18 protein-coding genes are annotated in these 15364 nt (G+C 62.8%); 5 read left to right on the forward strand and 13 right to left on the reverse strand.

Annotation, left to right across the window (positions count from 1 at the left end):
* The first annotated feature begins 11 nt into the window (after positions 1-11).
* Positions 12-344, forward strand: coding sequence for a calcium-dependent protein kinase 21 (locus V7060_RS13275; protein ID WP_334179727.1), 333 nt, complete (start codon positions 12-14; stop codon positions 342-344).
* A 6-nt stretch (positions 345-350) separates the two neighbouring features.
* Here the strand turns inward: V7060_RS13275 and V7060_RS13280 are convergent, their stop codons facing one another.
* The 3 genes from V7060_RS13280 to V7060_RS13290 all read right to left on the reverse strand — a co-directional run bounded on the left by V7060_RS13280 (position 351) and on the right by V7060_RS13290 (position 3915).
* Positions 351-731: a tautomerase family protein gene (locus V7060_RS13280; RefSeq protein ID WP_334179728.1), complete on the reverse strand. Its 381-nt coding sequence runs from the start codon at positions 729-731 to the stop codon at positions 351-353.
* Between the two features lie 128 nt (positions 732-859).
* Positions 860-2524, reverse strand: a complete 1665-nt coding sequence (locus tag V7060_RS13285) for an MFS transporter (RefSeq protein ID WP_334179729.1) — start codon at positions 2522-2524, stop codon at positions 860-862.
* A gap of 11 nt (positions 2525-2535) precedes the next feature.
* The gene (locus tag V7060_RS13290; protein WP_334179730.1) at positions 2536-3915 is read right to left on the reverse strand and encodes a DcaP family trimeric outer membrane transporter; all 1380 of its coding nucleotides are present in this window, start codon (positions 3913-3915) and stop codon (positions 2536-2538) included.
* Positions 3916-4235: 320 nt separating this feature from the next.
* Between V7060_RS13290 and acs the strand changes: the two genes are divergently transcribed.
* Both acs and V7060_RS13300 read left to right on the forward strand, forming a co-directional pair.
* Complete coding sequence (acs, locus tag V7060_RS13295; RefSeq protein ID WP_334179731.1) at positions 4236-6179, forward strand: acetate--CoA ligase; 1944 nt, start codon at positions 4236-4238, stop codon at positions 6177-6179.
* A 117-nt stretch (positions 6180-6296) separates the two neighbouring features.
* Positions 6297-6965, forward strand: a complete 669-nt coding sequence (locus V7060_RS13300) for a response regulator transcription factor (RefSeq protein WP_334179732.1) — start codon at positions 6297-6299, stop codon at positions 6963-6965.
* 33 nt (positions 6966-6998) lie between these two features.
* Here V7060_RS13300 and V7060_RS13305 read toward each other — a convergent pair whose 3' ends face one another.
* Both V7060_RS13305 and V7060_RS13310 read right to left on the reverse strand, forming a co-directional pair.
* Positions 6999-7391 carry a Na+:solute symporter gene (locus V7060_RS13305; RefSeq protein ID WP_334179733.1) on the reverse strand — a complete coding sequence of 131 codons (393 nt, stop codon included), beginning with the start codon at positions 7389-7391 and terminating at the stop codon, positions 6999-7001.
* Positions 7392-7486: 95 nt separating this feature from the next.
* Positions 7487-7903 (reverse strand): NUDIX hydrolase, encoded by a 417-nt coding sequence (locus V7060_RS13310; protein WP_334179734.1) that lies wholly within the window; start codon positions 7901-7903, stop codon positions 7487-7489.
* Positions 7904-8139: 236 nt separating this feature from the next.
* Between V7060_RS13310 and V7060_RS13315 the strand changes: the two genes are divergently transcribed.
* A complete protein-coding gene (locus tag V7060_RS13315) occupies positions 8140-8652 on the forward strand; it encodes a transposase (protein WP_334179735.1) in 513 nt (170 codons plus the stop codon).
* Here V7060_RS13315 and V7060_RS13320 read toward each other — a convergent pair.
* Together V7060_RS13320 and V7060_RS13325 are read right to left on the reverse strand one after the other, a co-directional pair.
* Positions 8649-8897 carry a pentapeptide repeat-containing protein gene (locus V7060_RS13320; protein WP_334179736.1) on the reverse strand — a complete coding sequence of 83 codons (249 nt, stop codon included), beginning with the start codon at positions 8895-8897 and terminating at the stop codon, positions 8649-8651. The genes V7060_RS13315 and V7060_RS13320 overlap by 4 nt on opposite strands.
* A gap of 481 nt (positions 8898-9378) precedes the next feature.
* A complete protein-coding gene (locus tag V7060_RS13325) occupies positions 9379-10308 on the reverse strand; it encodes an IS3 family transposase (protein WP_334179737.1) in 930 nt (309 codons plus the stop codon).
* Between V7060_RS13325 and V7060_RS13330 the strand changes: the two genes are divergently transcribed.
* Positions 10307-10681, forward strand: coding sequence for a hypothetical protein (locus tag V7060_RS13330; protein ID WP_334179738.1), 375 nt, complete (start codon positions 10307-10309; stop codon positions 10679-10681). The two genes, V7060_RS13325 and V7060_RS13330, sit on opposite strands and share 2 nt — an antisense overlap.
* A 205-nt stretch (positions 10682-10886) precedes the next feature.
* Here V7060_RS13330 and V7060_RS13335 read toward each other — a convergent pair whose 3' ends face one another.
* The 6 genes from V7060_RS13335 to V7060_RS13360 all read right to left on the reverse strand — a co-directional run bounded on the left by V7060_RS13335 (position 10887) and on the right by V7060_RS13360 (position 14570).
* Positions 10887-11729, reverse strand: a complete 843-nt coding sequence (locus V7060_RS13335) for an IS3 family transposase (RefSeq protein WP_334179746.1) — start codon at positions 11727-11729, stop codon at positions 10887-10889.
* Positions 11687-12043, reverse strand: a complete 357-nt coding sequence (locus tag V7060_RS13340; protein ID WP_334179739.1) for a transposase — start codon at positions 12041-12043, stop codon at positions 11687-11689. Before V7060_RS13340 ends, V7060_RS13335 begins: the two co-directional genes overlap by 43 nt.
* A 73-nt stretch (positions 12044-12116) precedes the next feature.
* Positions 12117-12797: a hypothetical protein gene (locus V7060_RS13345; RefSeq protein ID WP_334179740.1), complete on the reverse strand. Its 681-nt coding sequence runs from the start codon at positions 12795-12797 to the stop codon at positions 12117-12119.
* Positions 12798-12866: 69 nt separating this feature from the next.
* On the reverse strand, positions 12867-13331 hold the full coding sequence (locus V7060_RS13350; RefSeq protein ID WP_334179741.1) for a hypothetical protein: 465 nt from the start codon (positions 13329-13331) through the stop codon (positions 12867-12869).
* 84 nt (positions 13332-13415) lie between these two features.
* Positions 13416-13769: a hypothetical protein gene (locus V7060_RS13355; protein ID WP_334179742.1), complete on the reverse strand. Its 354-nt coding sequence runs from the start codon at positions 13767-13769 to the stop codon at positions 13416-13418.
* A gap of 474 nt (positions 13770-14243) precedes the next feature.
* Positions 14244-14570 carry a hypothetical protein gene (locus V7060_RS13360; protein ID WP_334179743.1) on the reverse strand — a complete coding sequence of 109 codons (327 nt, stop codon included), beginning with the start codon at positions 14568-14570 and terminating at the stop codon, positions 14244-14246.
* Positions 14571-15364: the final 794 nt, after the last annotated feature.

The following is a 15364-nucleotide window of genomic DNA, read 5'->3' on the forward strand; positions in this document are numbered from 1 at the left end:
ACAATGCCGGCATGCGCCGCTGCCTGCCCCCGCTCGCCCTTGCCTGCATGCCGTTCCTGGCGATGGCGCAGGTCAATGCCACCGGCGACTATCTCGCGCGCATGGACACGGACGGCGATGGCCGCGTCAGCCTGGCCGAGTACCAGGCCTGGATGAGCTACGCCTTCGACGGCATGGACCGCAATCGCGACGGCGTGCTGTCCGCCGACGAACTGCCCGGCGGGCGCGGCAAACCGATCACCCGCGAGGCGCACCTCGCCCAGCTCGCCGCGCGCTTCAAGCGGCAGGATGCCGACGGCGACGGCTTCCTCAGCGAAAAGGAACTGGCGGCGCCACCGCGCTGAGCCGCCTCACGTGTGGATCAGGCGTCCGCCCGCGAACGCCCAGTTCTCCCACGTCGTTTCCTTGAAGCACACCATGACGTTTTCCGGGTTCCTGCCCGCAGCGGAGAGCCGCTGCATCAGGTCGGCCAGCAGCGCCTTCTTCACCTTCACGCTGCGGCCTGCCGACCACAGGATCTCGATCAGCGCGAAGTCGTCGTCACGCGCGCCGGCGGCGTCGGGATAGGACGGGTCGAAACGGAAATCCTCGGCGGACAGTTCCAGCACGCGCTGGAAGCGGTCGCTGGCGGGCACCCCGGAGGCGACCAGTGCCGCATACACCGCCTCCAGGATCGACGACTTGAAGGCCTCGTCCTTCGGCGCACGGATGGTCAGGGTGATCAGCGGCATGGCGAAGGCCTCGTGACGGGTTGCCAGCGTAGCGCGTGGGCGTTATGCCAAAGAAAACGCCGGCCACGAGGACCGGCGTCGAGGTTGCCGGCCCTGGGCCCTGGGAGGGGCCGGCCGGGGAGGAACGGTTACTTCGTGATGTCGACGTCCTTCGTCTCGCGCAGGAAGAACGTGCCGATGATCAGCGTCATCACCGCGATGCCGATCGGGTACCACAGGCCGTAGTACAGGTTGCCCGTGGCCGCGACCAGGGCGAACGAGATGGCCGGCAGGAAGCCGCCGAACCAGCCGTTGCCGATGTGGTACGGCAGCGACATCGAGGTGTAGCGGATCTGCGTGGGGAACAGCTCGACCAGGTAGGCGGCGATCGGGCCGTAGACCATGGTCACGTAGATCACCAGGATCCACAGCAGGAAGATCGTCATCGGGACATTGATGCGGTCCGTCGGTGCCTTCTCCGTATAGCCGGCCGCACCCAGCGCCGTCTTCAGTTCGCCACCGAACGCTGCCGTCCTGGCCTTCAGGTCATCGCCAGCCAGGCCCGCGGCTTCGAACGAGGTCACCGACGTCTGGCCGACATTCACCTGGGCCAGCGAACCGACCGGCGCCGACTGCACGCTGTACGGCACACCGGCGCGTGCGAGGGCGGCGGTGGCCTGGTCGCACGAACTGGTGAACTTGCGCGTGCCCGGGATCGGATCGAACTGGAACGAGCAGGTGTTCTTGTCCGCGACCACCACGGCCGGCGAATTGCGGCTGGCTTCTTCCACGCCCGGGTTGGCGAAGTGGGTGATGCCCTTGAAGATCGGGAAGTAGGTCAGCGCGGCCAGCAGGCAGCCCGCCATGATGATCTTCTTGCGGCCGATCTTGTCCGACAGCCAGCCGAAGAACAGGAAGAACGGCGTGGCGAGGAACAGGGCGGCGGCGATCAGCAGGTAGGCGACGGTGGAATCCACCTTCAGGATGCTCTGCAGGTAGAACAGCGCGTAGAACTGGCCCGCGTACCACACCACGGCCTGGCCGGCGGTCGCGCCGAACAGCACCAGCAGCATCAGCTTCAGGTTGCCGCCCTTCATCGAATCGCGGAACGGCGTCTTCGAACCCTTGCCCTCTGCCTTCATCTGCTGGAACAGCGGGGATTCGCTCAACTGCAGGCGGATCCACACCGAAATGCCGAGCAGGATGATCGACGCCAGGAACGGGATGCGCCAACCCCAGGCTTCGAACGCCTCGGTGCCCAGCGACAGGCGGCAGGCCAGGATCACCAGCAGCGACAGGAACAGGCCCAGCGTCGCGGTGGTCTGGATGAAGGCCGTGTACAGGCCGCGCTTGCCGTCCGGCGCGTGCTCGGCCACGTAGGTGGCCGCACCGCCGTACTCACCGCCCATCGCCAGGCCCTGGGCCAGGCGCAGGATGATCAGGATGACGGGCGCCGCCATGCCGATCGACGCGTAGTTGGGTAGCACGCCGACCAGGAAGGTCGAGATGCCCATGATTAGGATGGTGACCAGGAAGGTGTACTTGCGGCCGATGCGGTCGCCGAGGCTGCCGAAGAAGGCCGCGCCGAACGGACGCACGAAGAAGCCGGCGGCGAACGCCAGCAGCGCGAAGATCATGCCCGTGGTCGGGTTGACGCCGCTGAAGAACTGCTTGGCGATGATGGCCGCGAGCGACCCGTACAGGTAGAAGTCGTACCACTCGAAGACGGTGCCGAGGCTGGAGGCGAAGATGACCTTCTTGTGGCCCTTCGTCAGATCGCCCGGAGACGCATGCTGCGCAGACGTGGAACTCATGTGCATTCCCCTCAGAATGTGTATTTGACGGTGGTGTGCAGTCGCTTCAGGTCGCCCTCGCGGTCGTCCTCGAGCGAACGCTGCCCGTAGATGAGCTCTGCGCCGATGTCCAGTTTCGGGAACGGCGAATAGATCACGTTGGCATGCATCGATTGCGTGCGCTCGGTGACGCCGAAGCCGGTGATTGCGGCGTCGTTGTCGAAATGCGAGGCCGCGTACATCAGGTTGGTACGTACTTTCGGACTGAACACGTGGCGCCACGCCACGAAACCGCCATAGCCGTCCAGCGCAGTGATGTCGCCGTTGGCTTCGGTCACCACGTCGCTGCCCACGCCGAAGGCGAGGTAGCGGCCGATGCCCTGGCCCGCGTTCACCGCATAGCGGATGTCGTCGTTCTTGCCCAGGTTGAACTTGCCCGAGACGCTGACGGACGCACCGGTATCGGTTTCCTCCAGCAGCTTGAACTGGCGCACCATGCCGGCGACGGTGAAGTGGCCCCAGTCGCCCTTGGTCAGCCAGCGCGCGGTGACGTCGGGCATCGCGTTGTCGCCGCTGTTGAAGCGGGTGCCGGTGAGGTACGGGGTGACGGTGGTCTGCGGGTTCTCCACCGAGAACGACCACGGTCCCTTGGTGTAGCGCACCTGCGCCTGGCGCACGAACACCGTGCCGTCGGTGGGACCGACGAAGTCGACGGCATCCGGCAGCGCGGCCACGTCCATGAAGTTGGACCAGGTCTGGCCGGCCAGCCAGTTGTTCCAGGTCACGTAGGCGTGGCGCAGGGTGACGGCGTAGGTGTTGGTCGCGGTCTCGTTGCCGGCCAGCGCATTGTTGCCGCCGCCGAAGAAGTCCATTTCCACGAAGCCCTTGAACTTGTCGCCGTTGTCGGTGACATGGTCCGCGCTCAGCCAGAAGCGCGAGAACTGCGCGTGGAAATCGGTGTAGGCGTCGCCGCCGTTGGCGGTCGGGCCGCCCACCGGGATCGTGCTGGGCACATAGAACAGGCGGCCGGAGTTGCCGTCGGCGATGCGGCCATCGCTGGTGTCGGTGACCATCGCGTCCATCTTGATGAAGCCGCCGTAGGAGAACGTGCCCCCCGGATTGGCCGCGGTCAGGATGGTGGTGTTCTGGATCGGCTGCTTGCCGGCCGGCGTCGCGGGCTTGGCGGCCTGCGCAGCCTGCACCTGCGTCACCTGCTCCTGCGTGGTGGTGATCTGCGTCTGCTGCTGTTGCTGCGAGGACAGCAGCAACTGCACCTGCCGCTCCAGGTCGGCGACGCGCGCTTCCAGCGCCTTCTCCTTGGCGGTCTGCGCGAAGGCCATGCCAGGCGCAATCAAGGCGACGAACAGCGCGGCAGCCAATGGCCGTCGCGCGAATGCGGAACGTTGGGTCATAACCCCTCCCGAAAGGTCGATGGCCGCGTTGCGCGGCTGACGGAGACTTGCGCCTGCACGGCGGCAACGCCTATTCGCCATTAGTCGTAACGGCGGCGCAGCAAAGGCAAACCCCGGGAAAAACAGGGGTGCGGCGATCTGTCGCAGCCTGCGGCGCACGCGTTTTAAGACCATCGTCTAAGCCGGATGCTGCAATGCCGCACGCCGGTATGCGTCAAACTCGATGCCCCGGATGCGCCGACGTCGTCCCGACGGATGCGCGCCTTCCGCCCCGCTTGCTTCAGAATCGACGCATTACTTGAACGTCCCGGGAGGACCTCATGACTGACCTGTATCCGGTCAAGCCGGAATTCGCGGCCACGGCCCGCATCACGCGCGAACAATACCAGCGCGACTACCGGGCCTCCATCGACGATCCCGAGGCCTTCTGGGGCCAGGTCGCCGAGCGCCTCGAGTGGTTCAAGAAGCCGACCCAGATCAAGGACGTCAACTACGCCCTCGACGACTTCCGCATCCGCTGGTTCGCCGACGGCGAACTCAACGCCAGCGTCAACTGCCTGGACCGCCAACTGGCCGAACGCGGCGACAAGGTCGCGCTGCTGTTCGAAGCCGACAGTCCCGACACGCCGTCCTACGGCGTCACCTACCGCGAACTGTACGAACGCACCTGCAGGCTGGCCAATGCGCTGCGCGCGCTGGGCGTGCAGAAGGGCGACCGCGTCACCATCTACCTGCCGATGATTCCCGACGCCGCCGTGGCCATGCTGGCCTGCGCGCGCATCGGCGCCATCCACTCGGTGGTGTTCGGAGGGTTCGCGCCCAATTCCATCGCCGACCGCGTGTCCGACTGCGCCAGCAAGCTCATCATCACCGCCGACGAAGGCCTGCGCGGCGGCAAGAAGGTGCCGCTGAAGGCGAACGTCGATGCCGCGCTCAAGCTGCCCGGCACCAACTCCGTCGAAACCGTCCTCGTCGTGCGCCACACCGGTGGCGCGGTGGACATGCAGATGCCGCGCGACCGTTGGTTCGACGCCGTGGTCGATGCGCAGCCGGCCGAATGCGAGCCGGAACGCATGAACGCCGAAGACCCGCTCTTCATCCTCTACACCTCCGGGTCCACCGGCAAGCCGAAGGGCGTGCTGCACACCACCGGCGGCTACCTGCTGTACGCCGCGTACACGCACGAAGCCGTGTTCGACCTGCGCGAGGATGACATCTACTGGTGCACCGCCGACGTGGGCTGGGTCACCGGCCACAGCTACATCGTCTACGGCCCGCTGGCCAACGGCGCCACCGCGGTGATGTTCGAAGGCGTGCCGAACTACCCGAACGTGTCGCGCTTCTGGGAGGTGATCGACAAGCACAAGGTCACCATCTTCTACACGGCCCCGACCGCCATCCGCGCGCTGATGCGCGAGGGCGAGGAACCGGTGAAGAAGACCTCGCGCGCCTCACTGCGCCTGCTCGGCAGCGTCGGCGAGCCGATCAATCCCGAAGCCTGGCGCTGGTACTACGAAACCGTCGGCGATTCGCGCTGCCCCATCGTCGACACCTGGTGGCAGACCGAGACCGGCGGCATCCTGATCAGCCCGCTGGCCGGTGCGGTCGACCTCAAGCCCGGCTCCGCCACGCTGCCGTTCTACGGCGTGCGCCCGGCGCTGGTCGATGCCAACGGCGAACAGCTCGACGGCGCCACCGAAGGCAACCTGGTGCTGCTGGATTCGTGGCCTGGCCAGATGCGTACCGTGTACGGCGACCACCAGCGCTTCATCGACACGTACTTCCGCACCTATCCGGGCACGTACTTCACCGGCGACGGATGCCGCCGCGACGCCGATGGCTACTACTGGATCACCGGCCGTGTCGACGACGTCATCAACGTCTCCGGCCACCGCATCGGCACCGCCGAAGTGGAAAGCGCGCTGGTCGCGCATCCCAAGGTGGCCGAGGCCGCGGTGGTCGGCTTCCCGCACGACATCAAGGGGCAGGGCATCTACGCCTACGTCACCCTCAAGGCCGGCGAAGCGCAGAGCGACGAGCTGTTGAAGGAACTGGTGGCCTGGGTACGCAAGGAGATCGGCCCGATCGCCACGCCCGACCACCTGCAATGGGCGCCGGGCCTGCCGAAGACGCGCTCGGGCAAGATCATGCGCCGCATCCTGCGCAAGATCGCCGAGAACGCGCCCGAGCAACTGGGCGATACCTCCACCCTGGCGGACCCGTCGGTGGTGGAATCGCTGGTCGCCGAGCGCAAGGTCAAGTAGGCACGACCGGCCCTTCGCGGGGAGGCGAAGGGCCAGCACGGTGCGGGCGCATCACGCCCGCATCTGTGCAGCACGACCCCCACGGATTACCCTTCCCCCACGATGGACCGCAACGCCATGCCCACCCTGCTGATCGCCGATGACCACCCGCTGTTCCGCGAGGCGCTGCGGGGTGCCGTGCAACGCGTGATGCCGGGCGTGAAGCTGCACGAGGCCGACAGCGTCGATGCGCTGTACGTGCTGGTCGACGCGCATCCCGACGCCGACCTGCTGCTGATGGATCTCAACATGCCGGGCGCGCATGGCTTCAACGCATTGGTCCACCTGCGTGCGCTGCACCCGCAGCTGCCGGTGGTCATCGTATCGGCACGCGAAGAGCCGGCGGTGATGCGCCGCGCACTGGATCACGGGGCACTCGGCTTCATCCCCAAGTCCGCCGATTCGGACACCATCGGCCAGGCCATCGGCGCGGTGCTCGACGGCGAACGCTGGGTACCGGACGAAGCGCACAACGCGCCCGCCACCAGCCGCGACGAACAGGAAACCGCACAGCGCCTGCGCGATCTCACGCCACAGCAGTTCAAGGTGCTGCAGATGCTCGGCGCCGGCCGCCTCAACAAGCAAATCGCCTACGACCTGGGCGTGTCCGAGGCCACCATCAAGGCCCATGTCACCGCCATCCTGCGCAAGCTGCACGTCACCAACCGCACCCAGGCCGTGCTCGCCGCCGGCCGCCTGGCGGTGGATCCGGATGGCCTGGTGCTGCCGCCGGAAGAGGCGGAATAAGTCGCCCGCGATGTCGCGTCCGTCCGTGCCCGCTTACCGGCGCGGCGCCACCGACATGCCGGACATGCGCATCGCCGGCCCGGTCAGCAGCGCGCCGACAATGGCGCTCGGCGTGCCCCAGAGCAGTACTGCCACGTAGATCATCGACGCCCCACCACCCTGGTAGGGACGCACGCAATCGGTGTAGTAGGCGAACACCAGCCACGGTGCGAACAACAGGCAGGCGCCCACCGCGCGCAACGGGTTGGCCGTGAACAGCGAAATCACCGCCGGCAGCAACGGCACCAGCAGGAACATCCCCAGCACCTGCATGAACACCGGCAGCGTGTGGTCGTAACAGCCCACGCTGTTGAATGCCTGCAGTGCGATGACGAGCGCGATGGCCGCAATGCCAGCGACCACGGCCTGCCTGCGGGGAATCACCATGGATGCGTCCTGTAGGCGAAGGAAGATGCGGCGAACGATAGCGCGAAGCCGTGAAGGGTAGACGACAGCAAGGCGGGTGCGCCTTGAATGAGCTGTCAGACTGCTCCATCGGGAACGAACCCCGTGGCATGAAGCGTTGCGAGCGGTTGGAACAACGGGCTTGGCAGTGCCGTCCATCGAAACCAGTGCCAGCCCGCGCATTTCATTGGCTCACGGAGCAGCGGATCACCGGACTCGCTTCGGCCAACGACAAACAGGGTGATGTAGTGCTTCTCTTCTGACGCGAATACGTTGTTCGTATAAGGGCCGGCAATGAAGTTTCCGACCTCCAGTCCCGTCTCCTCGTAGACCTCGCGTGCCGCACATTCCACGGCGCTCTCACCGAACTCGAGATGTCCGCCTGGAAGCGCCCAGGTGCCCCCGCCATGCGAGCCGATTCTCTGTCCAAGCAGGACCAGCCCATCGCGCATCACTATCGCGCCAACGCCAACACGTGGCTTCTTCGAGTTCATGGAGGAGATTCTCTGATGCCTGACGCCTGATGTCTCCGGATTTCCCTGCTGCAGTGGCCGAGATCCGGCGTGTGCGCCCGATAAGGCCTCGGTGTAGCCGCACCGCAACTCAGCAGGGGCCGCACGCCGGATCTCGTGCCCTGCGCCCGGACAGGTGATCGAGGTTTCCCTCGAACGGATAAGCGTGGGCCTCGGGCGCGATGTTCTCGACGAGCCAACTCTAGCGGAGAACCGGGATGACCGCGGCGGGCATCGATATAGGCAAGGCGGCGCTGGATGTGGTCATCGATGGCGCGGCGGGTGTGGCGCGTTTTGCCAATACTCCGGTCGGGATCGGCAAGCTCATTGGCCGGTTGAAGGGCGTGGCGGATGCGCGAGTGGTGGTCGAGGCGACTGGCGGCCACGAGGAAGCACTGCTCGATGCCTGTTGCGATGCCGGTATCTGGATCGCCCGGGTCAACCCGCGCCAGGCCCGCGACTTCGCCCGGGCCACCGGCGAGCTGGCCAAGACCGATCGGATCGATGCGCACGTGCTGTGCCTGCTCTCGCGGCTGCTCGCCGGGCGGCTGCGTCGCTACCGCGCTCCCGTCCCCTGGCAGCGGGAGCTGCGAGGCTGGCTGCGGCGTCGTGACCAAGTGGTGACCACGCTGCAGGCACAGAAACAGCAGATGGCCATGGCGCCGGCGGTGATCGGCAAGCTGATGGCGCGCGCTCGTCTATGCGCGGCGTCGGCTCGAATGAACTGTTAGGCGCCATATGCGCGAAGCAGATCACTGACTGGAATTCCGTTGATGGTCATGCCGGTGAGATTGGCATCAGTGATTTCAACGTTGCTGAAATTGATGCAATTAAATGTTGCGCCAACGAGCGATACGTTGAAGAACGTCGCATTTGAGAGATTGATGTCGTCAAAGTGCGCAGAACCAAGATTGACGTCTTCAAAGCGAGCTCCAGCCATTGACGTCTTCTTGAAAATTGGTGAGCTTGCGGACATTGCGGAATCTCCCTATATGGCGCCTAACGCTGGAATAAAGCCGCGCTGTGAAGCGGCATCGGCTTGAATGACCTGTTGGATTGCGGTCCCTTTCGCCCGAATTGCACGGGCTCATCAGCAGGCTCTGCCTGAAGGGCGGGCGCCCCACGACCATTGATCGAGCAACGGTAAGCTGTTAGTACGTTTTTATTTTTTTTAAACATAGGTACAACCTCCTTTATAAGCTTGGTAGTGATCGAATGGGTGATCTCGTTGAACAGGATGTGCACAAACAAATTGATGCTCGGAAACACAAAATGGACCGCGATTTCGATCAAAGACCTAAGGAGTACGCCCGCAAACTGTAAATCTTGTTCCGCAATCTAACACCTGAGTTAAGCCGCACCGAGAGTGGTGCGGTTTTGGGCTAGCGTAGCGTAAAAGCCCAAAACCGTGCCACGAAGCTGTGGGCAGTTCCTACGGAAAAGTGGACAGCGGTTCTCTAGCACTGCTCGAACTCCACCGGTGATCGATAGCCCAGCGCCGAGTGCAGGCGCTGGTGGTTGTAGAACTGGATGTAGTCGTTGACGGCCATGCGCAGCGAGCGATCACTGTCGAAGCGGCGGCGGTGATACATGTCCGATTTCATCGACTTGTTCCACGACTCCATGTGTGCGTTGTCGTTCATGCGGCGCGGCCGGTTGACCGACTGCACCAGCCCGGACCGTTTCAGTCGCTGTCTGAAGTCGTTGGCCATGAACTCGATGCCCCGGTCGCTGTGGAACAGCGTATCGCAGGCCGGCGTGCGTGTGCGCAGGGCGGCGGTCAGGGCGCGACGGGTCAGCGAGGCCGTGCGTTCGGATCCCAGCGACCAGCCCAGCAGGCGGCGGGAGTAGCGATCCATCACGGTAGCCAGATACCGCCATTGGCCGGCGACCTTGAGGTAGGTGACATCGCCGACCCACACCTGATCCTGTCGTTGGCAGGGTTGCTCGTGCGCACGACTCGGGACGCTGTCCAGGAACCGCGCCAGACCGGGGCGACGGCGGTACAGGCGGGCCGAACAGGCACGCACGCCTTCCTGCCGCATCAGCCTCTCGACTCGGCGGCGTCCAATCGGCTCGCCCTGCCGCCGGAGGGCGGCATGCACCCGGGGACTGCCGTAGGTCTGCCGGCTGGCCTCGTGCACCTGGCGGATCTTCTCTATCAGCGAGGCGTCTTCGATCCGGCGATCACTCACCGGCCGCCGAGCCCAAGCGTAGTAGCCGGCGGCACTGACCCGGTAGAGGCGGCACATCGCCCTCATCGGACAGGTTTCCTTGTGGTGCTCGATGAAGGCGAAGATTTCGCTTTTCGATCGGAAGTGAACGCGATCGCTTTTTTTAAGGTAATTCCTAGCCAAACCGGACCAAATCTTCGAGGATTTGGTCATGAAGCATTGCCCCTCCTGCAACGGAGCACGCCACTACCTGCTCGGTGACGGCAGGTACAAATGTCGCGCCTGCGGTCATCGTTTCAGTTGGACCAGTGCATGGGATTCGGTGCGGCTGCCAAGCGCTGTCAAGCAGGAGTTGCTGGAGTTGTTCGTGCTCGGTGTGCCGTCGTATCGGCAGCGATTCCGCAGCTCGGCCAGTGCGGCTGCCAGAGAGCGCTTCTATCGTCTGCTGCGGGCCTGCTGCGCCCAGATCGAGCATCTTCGCGAGCCCTTCGATGGTGCCCTGGAATTCGACGAAACCACCTTAGCCAATGACGCCGCCTATCCGAAAGTCCTGAAGCCATCCTCGTGCCGAGCGGCGCGAGCCTAGCGCATCCGAAGCCGATTGAAGCGGAGCCGCGAGACGCGGCGATCAAGTTGGGTCAGCGACCGACCAATGCCGAAGCCGCAGTGCAAGAACGAGCTACACACCACCGAAGCCTGCAACACCAACACACCAACCCACGCATAACACCTGAATTAAGCCGACCCGCGAAGCGGGTGGCAGTTCCTACGGAAAAGTGGACGGCGGTTCTCTAGCACTGCTCGAACTCCACCGGTGATCGATAGCCCAGCGCCGAGTGCAGGCGCTGGTGGTTGTAGAACTGGATGTAGTCGTTGACGGCCATGCGCAGCGAGCGATCACTGTCGAAGCGGCGGCGGTGATACATGTCCGATTTCATCGACTTGTTCCACGACTCCATGTGTGCGTTGTCGTTCATGCGGCGCGGCCGGTTGACCGACTGCACCAGCCCGGACCGTTTCAGTCGCTGTCTGAAGTCGTTGGCCATGAACTCGATGCCCCGGTCGCTGTGGAACAGCGTATCGCAGGCCGGCGTGCGTGTGCGCAGGGCGGCGGTCAGGGCGCGACGGGTCAGCGAGGCCGTGCGTTCGGATCCCAGCGACCAGCCCAGCAGGCGGCGGGAGTAGCGATCCATCACGGTAGCCAGATACCGCCATTGGCCGGCGACCTTGAGGTAGGTGACATCGCCGACCCACACCTGATCCTGTCGTTGGCAGGGTTGCTCGTGCGCACGACTCGGGACGCTGTCCAGGAACCGCGCCAGACCGGGGCGACGGCGGTACAGGCGGGCCGAACAGGCACGCACGCCTTCCTGCCGCATCAGCCTCTCGACTCGGCGGCGTCCAATCGGCTCGCCCTGCCGCCGGAGGGCGGCATGCACCCGGGGACTGCCGTAGGTCTGCCGGCTGGCCTCGTGCACCTGGCGGATCTTCTCTATCAGCGAGGCGTCTTCGATCCGGCGATCACTCACCGGCCGCCGAGCCCAAGCGTAGTAGCCGGCGGCACTGACCCGGTAGAGGCGGCACATCGCCCTCATCGGACAGGTTTCCTTGTGGTGCTCGATGAAGGCGAAGATTTCGCTTTTCGATCGGAAGTGAACGCGATCGCTTTTTCTAAAAGGTCATGCTCGAGCTTGAGCTGCTCGTACTGCCGCTTGATCTTGCGCAGCGCTTTCAGTTCGGCTGCCGTCGACGGATCCACCGGTGCACCCTTGGTCACGATAACGCCCTCCCGCGCGAGTCTTCGCCAACGAGACAGCATGTAGGGATGGATGTAAAGCGACTGGGCGACATCGCCGACCCGCACACCGGGCTGCAGGCTCAAACGCACGGCAGAGGCCTTGAAGGCATCGCTGTAGCGATGGATGGTTCTGGGACCTGGCTTGGGCATTGGGACACTCCTGAGGGTTAGGTCAAGGTGTCCACCAAACCGGAGGAACTACCGGTTCGGCTTGAATGATTTGTTAGATTGCGCCCTTGTGAAAGAGCCACCAACCTAATGCAATCAGCCACATGGCAAAAATGAGAAACACCGCAAAATTACTAATTTGTTGAGCTAGACCAGCAATGGTTCCGAGTTTGCCGGATCGCGGACGAATAAGTTCAAGAAGACCTTGACCGCCATTCAAAGGCGGAGCGGGAAGCAAGGAGAAGGCAGCTAGTTTGGCCAAGGCGATCCCAATGGAAAAAACTGGAGAGTTGGTTGCCAAACTAGAGAAATCAGACAAATAGATTTGGGCGTAACTGAATGGATAAAGCGCGCCGACTATCGCTTGCCTAAAGCCTGTGACAAAGGCAGGCAAAGCATCTATGCCGACGAATAGCATCGAAGCAGCCAGCACAGAAAGAGGGCCGATCAGATGCAAGAGTGCACGCACAATGCGATTAAGGGAGTCCAGAAGCTTTCCTGGTACGTCTGCATAAACATCCGCGTTATCAAGGTTTTTGGCTGTGGACGAGCCGCTGATCAACCAGGGGGACAGCGAGACCGCGGATGTCCCTATCGAGAATCTGATTTTTGGCGACCACACGCCAAGGTCTACACGCGGGACGCCAATGCCTAATAGCCTAAGGGCAAGCGCTCCGGCAAGCGATGAAATAACGGTGGCTAGCACAATCCCTACGAGCATAGCTGATAGCGCCACGATCTCTCCAAAGCAATCTAACACCAGAATTAAGCCGACCCGCGAAGCGGGTTCGGCTTGAATGATTTGTTAGGCCGCACGACGCTTGAGCACCGAAATCTCAGTAGACGGCGCCAGCCAAAGTTCGAGGTGGTAGCTGTCATTGCCGTCCAGCCCATCAGGAGAAAGCGAGTTGAGATTAGCGTAGTTCACGCGGACGCGATACGTGCCAGCCCGCACATCAATGCGGGCCGCATCGGGGAAGTAATCAGTACATCCTGCGACAACTATGCGGCCGCTACTAACTGAAAGAGAGCACTCAACCACATGATCGAATCTTGTCACATCCAGCAGAGGTTCTTTTTCAAAAATCTCAATAGTTACCGGCACCTCCGTATTGCGGATGGTGCCCACACCAATGACGCCAGTTGCAACAGCAAGAAGACGGTCTGAAGCATCCTCGGTCCAGGCGTCACCGAGATTGCCGTCTGCAGGCTCGTCCTGCAGGTAGAACTGATGGTAGTCAGCGAAGAGTTCGAAGTCGTAGCGAGGCATGGGTGCGGTCTAACACCGGAATTAAGCCGACTTGGCCGCCTCAGCGGACAAGTTCGGCTTGAATGAATTGTTAGGGCCCATGTCTTAGATGCCGGCGTCATGATTTGCTTGCTGGATTGCTGCGGAGAACTTTGACCAGCGTGCTTGCGAGATCAGACCCTTTGGCAAACCGAAAGCGACAATGGAGTTGATGCGCGAGAGCAAAGTATCCGACTCTGCACGAAGGTTGAGTTTGAGGATGCCACAGTAGTAGAGAGTGGCTATGTAAAGAGCGGCTTCGTCTTGCGACATCTTGGCCTGCCACGCGTTGTCGATAAGCTCAAGGTACGCAAGCATTCCGGGGAAGCTCGGGTTGTCTCGCGTTGCAATTTGGTACTCATTGTTGAGCTTGATATCAACAGAGCCGTTGTACTTCTTGCGATCTCCGAAACCAAACATGCGACCTCCTTGCCTAATGGGCCCTAACACCTTGAGTTAAGCCGACCCGCGAAGCGGGTTCGGCTTGAACGAGTGGTTATGTAGCCTGGGTAGTAGCTAGCCCGGGCTGCCGAAGCGATCTTAGCCGAGAACAGTAGGCGGAGAGGAAATCACTGGATGGAGCCGGGGGTAGTGAGTGGCCCGTGCTTTTACGGCCGAAGCCAAGGTCGCCGCCCGCATAGAGTCGGTCCTGTATCCGTCAGCAGGGCGGCGCGAACGTGCTGCATCCGAAGCCGATTGAAGCGAAGCCGGGAGATACGAGCGACCGGGCTAGATCAGCGACCGACCAACGCCGAAGCCATGATCGGGTGAGAAAGCAGCACATCACCGAAGCCGACAACACCAACACGCCCGCCCACGCATAACGCTTGAATTAAGCCGACCCGCGAAGCGGGTTCGGCTTGAATGAATTGTTAGCCGTTCTGCCTGCGACGGTCACGCGACACCCCGCAGGTGAGCGGCGACCTGAGACAGAACCTTGTAACGAAAGTCGAAGAAGTCGGATTGCACGGCAATTACTTGCTCGAGGATTTGTCCGGCTTGCTCCGCCTTGTCCAAATGCCGCTTTCGAGTGCTGCCAAAGAATGCGCTGTGAGCGAGCGCCCGCTGCTCGGCAAGCACGCGATGACAAACCGCAATGTGGTTGGATATGTCAGAAAGCCGCTTATCCACAATGTTGAGCATGCTCAAAGGATCTCGCTCTCCATTGCGGAGCATCTCATCATAGATGGCGATGGAGTCTCGGAACTCATCAACTATCATCAAGTCACCAAGATGCTGATTGAACGGCTAACGCCTGAGTTAAGCCGACGCCACTTGTGGCGTTCGGCTTGAATGAACTGTTAGGCAGTGAGTGGCCTAGACTGCCTGGGTGCTGCGACCGTGCTCCCCAGCACTGCCGCCGAGGCCGAGTGTGGCACAGATTGTGGGGCGGAGCTTGCCCAGCGCTGCCGGCAGCAGGATGTGACCGAAGCCAAGTGCAATGAACGCGGCAAGGCAATGACGCGCGGTGGCAACGTGATGACCGGTCCGGCGGTGAGAGGCGTGAGGCCTGCGACCCGGAGCCGACCGTGGAAGTGCCGCTGGACCGGCCGAAGCGGGACGCCGTAACGCATTTGCTCCACCACCGCCTAACACCTTGAGTTAAGCCGACCCGCGAAGCGGGTTCGGCTTGAACGAACTGTTATGCAGTCTGGGTAGTAGGTACCCCGTGCTGCCGAAGCGATCTTAGCCGAGAACAGTAGGCGAAGATGAAATCACTGGATGGAGCCGAGAACAGTGAGTGGCCGGTGCTTGTACAGCCGAAGCCAGTGGTGCCGCCAATCCGGAGGTCATGAAGCCATCCTTGTGCAGAGCGGCACGAATGCAATGCGTCCGAAGCCGAGTGAAGCGAAGCCGGGATACGCAAGGAGCCGGAACAGGTCAGCAACCGATCAACGCCGAAGCTATGGTTTGGCCGAACTCAGAACATCGCCGAAGCCGACAACACCAACCCACCAACCCACGCATAACACCTTGAGTTAAGCCGACCCGCGAAGCGGGTTCGGCTTGAACGA

The organism is Pseudoxanthomonas sp. (genome assembly GCF_036845285.1).
Classification (GTDB): domain Bacteria; phylum Pseudomonadota; class Gammaproteobacteria; order Xanthomonadales; family Xanthomonadaceae; genus Pseudoxanthomonas_A.

Coding starts and splice junctions, on each gene's coding strand:
- V7060_RS13290 (WP_334179730.1), bottom strand. CDS start 3,915: ATGACCCAACGTTCCGCATTCGCGCGACGGCCATTGGCTGCCGCGCTG.
- V7060_RS13305 (WP_334179733.1), bottom strand. CDS start 7,391: ATGGTGATTCCCCGCAGGCAGGCCGTGGTCGCTGGCATTGCGGCCATC.
- V7060_RS13280 (WP_334179728.1), bottom strand. CDS start 731: ATGCCGCTGATCACCCTGACCATCCGTGCGCCGAAGGACGAGGCCTTC.
- V7060_RS13300 (WP_334179732.1), top strand. CDS start 6,297: ATGCCCACCCTGCTGATCGCCGATGACCACCCGCTGTTCCGCGAGGCG.
- V7060_RS13350 (WP_334179741.1), bottom strand. CDS start 13,331: ATGCCTCGCTACGACTTCGAACTCTTCGCTGACTACCATCAGTTCTAC.
- V7060_RS13315 (WP_334179735.1), top strand. CDS start 8,140: ATGACCGCGGCGGGCATCGATATAGGCAAGGCGGCGCTGGATGTGGTC.
- V7060_RS13355 (WP_334179742.1), bottom strand. CDS start 13,769: ATGTTTGGTTTCGGAGATCGCAAGAAGTACAACGGCTCTGTTGATATC.
- V7060_RS13310 (WP_334179734.1), bottom strand. CDS start 7,903: ATGAACTCGAAGAAGCCACGTGTTGGCGTTGGCGCGATAGTGATGCGC.
- V7060_RS13330 (WP_334179738.1), top strand. CDS start 10,307: ATGAAGCATTGCCCCTCCTGCAACGGAGCACGCCACTACCTGCTCGGT.
- acs (WP_334179731.1), top strand. CDS start 4,236: ATGACTGACCTGTATCCGGTCAAGCCGGAATTCGCGGCCACGGCCCGC.
- V7060_RS13325 (WP_334179737.1), bottom strand. CDS start 10,308: ATGACCAAATCCTCGAAGATTTGGTCCGGTTTGGCTAGGAATTACCTT.
- V7060_RS13320 (WP_334179736.1), bottom strand. CDS start 8,897: ATGTCCGCAAGCTCACCAATTTTCAAGAAGACGTCAATGGCTGGAGCT.
- V7060_RS13340 (WP_334179739.1), bottom strand. CDS start 12,043: ATGCCCAAGCCAGGTCCCAGAACCATCCATCGCTACAGCGATGCCTTC.
- V7060_RS13285 (WP_334179729.1), bottom strand. CDS start 2,524: ATGAGTTCCACGTCTGCGCAGCATGCGTCTCCGGGCGATCTGACGAAG.
- V7060_RS13275 (WP_334179727.1), top strand. CDS start 12: ATGCGCCGCTGCCTGCCCCCGCTCGCCCTTGCCTGCATGCCGTTCCTG.
- V7060_RS13360 (WP_334179743.1), bottom strand. CDS start 14,570: ATGATAGTTGATGAGTTCCGAGACTCCATCGCCATCTATGATGAGATG.